The sequence below is a fragment of the Burkholderia sp. Ac-20353 genome, from assembly GCF_017104785.1.
In the GTDB taxonomy this organism is placed as follows: domain Bacteria; phylum Pseudomonadota; class Gammaproteobacteria; order Burkholderiales; family Burkholderiaceae; genus Burkholderia.
This window is the reverse complement of record NZ_JAAGPL010000464.1, coordinates 1-1,671: the sequence shown is the minus strand read 5'-3', so window position 1 is coordinate 1,671 and position 1,671 is coordinate 1. Positions and strand designations below refer to the sequence as shown.

2 protein-coding genes are annotated in these 1,671 nt (G+C 71.2%); both read left to right on the top strand.

The window, feature by feature from the left end; translation table 11 throughout:
* Positions 1-920: uracil-DNA glycosylase (locus G3N94_RS41320; protein ID WP_241022367.1), on the top strand; the 920-nt coding region annotated here is incomplete at its 5' end.
* On the top strand, positions 917-1,671 hold a 755-nt coding region (locus G3N94_RS41315; RefSeq protein ID WP_205799908.1), incomplete at its 3' end, for a DUF1853 family protein. The genes G3N94_RS41320 and G3N94_RS41315, both read left to right, overlap by 4 nt.

The following is a 1,671-nucleotide window of genomic DNA, read 5'->3' as shown; positions in this document are numbered from 1 at the left end:
GCGGCGTGGCGCAGGCCGTGGGGCGGCAGGCCGAAACGCGTGATGCACGGCCGGCGGGCAAGACGGCCGTGGCGCGCGACGCGATTCCTGCTGCGCCGACTGCCGGGCAGCCGGTCGACGTGCGGGCGAAAGCGGCGGAGACGGCGGCGAATGCACCTGCCGCGCCCGCGCCCACGGACGCGCTCGCGCCACCCGACGATGGGCCCCCGCTCGACGAAGACGATTTCGCATGGTTCGATGCCGCGCCACCGGCCGATCCCGTGCCGGTCGCCGACCTGCGTCCCGCCGAAACACCGGTGGCCGAACTCGACTGGGACGCGCTCGCCGCGCGGGTGGCCGACTGCACGCGCTGCCGGCTCTGCGAGAAGCGGACCAACACGGTGTTCGGCGTCGGCGATCGCGAGGCCGACTGGATGCTGATCGGCGAGGCGCCGGGCGAAAACGAGGACAAGCAGGGCGAGCCGTTCGTCGGCCAGGCGGGCAAGCTGCTCGACAACATGCTGCAGTCGCTGTCGCTCAAGCGCGGCGACGACGTGTACATCGCGAACGTGATCAAGTGCCGGCCGCCCGGCAACCGCAACCCGGAGCCGGACGAAGTCGCGCGCTGCGAGCCGTATCTGCAGCGTCAGGTCGCGCTCGTGAAGCCGAAGCTGATCGTCGCGCTCGGCCGCTTCGCCGCGCAGACGCTGCTGAAGACGGACGCGAGCATCGCGTCGCTGCGCGGCCGCGTGCACACGTACGAAGGTGTGCCGGTGATCGTCACCTATCACCCGGCCTATCTGCTGCGCAGCCTGCAGGACAAGTCGAAGGCGTGGGCCGATCTGTGCCTCGCGCGCGATACGTTCCGTGGGGCGGCCATCCGTGGGGCGGCCGTCCCTGGGGCGGCCATCAGCCAGGCTGACGAGCAGCCCGAGCAATGACGGCGCGCGCGGCGTTATCGTTCGTCGAAACGCTGCGCGACGCCGCGGTGCGCGATCTTGCGTGGCTGCTGTCGAGCCCGGGCCTGCTGACGGCGGCGCCCGGCGCGCCGCTTGCGCAGCCGTGGTCCGACGCCACGGAGCAGGCCGACGCGCAAGCCTGGCTGGTCGCGCTCGATGCGGCGCCCGAGCCGCTGCACCATGCGCTCGAAGGGCTGCGCCCGGTCAGGCTCGGCCGCTACGCCGAATGCCTGCTCGAATACTTCCTCACGCACGGACCGTCGCTGCGACTCGTGGCGGCCAACCTCGCGTTGCGCATCAACGGTCAGACGCTCGGCGAGGTGGACTTTCTCGTCGATACACCGGCCGGCCGGCGCCTGCATTGGGAACTGGCGGTGAAGTGCTATCTGTGTGCACCGGTGCGCGGCGCGGCAACGCTCGCCGATTTCGTCGGCCCGAATCTCGTCGACCGCTTCGATCGCAAACGCGGCCGGCTGATCAGCCATCAACTGCGCCTGAGCGGTCGCAACGCGTTCGCGCTGCTCGGATACGGCGCACCGGCCGACGCGCAGATGTTCATCAAGGGATGGCTGTTCTACCCGCACGGCGTGCCGTTGCCGCAAGTCGCCGACGAGATTGCGCATGACCACCCGCGCGGCTTCTGGCTGACGCACACGCAGTGGGCCGAGTGGGCGGCCGCGCATCCGGCTGATGCCGCTTGGGCCGTGCTGCCGCGGCTTGCGTGGCTCGCGCC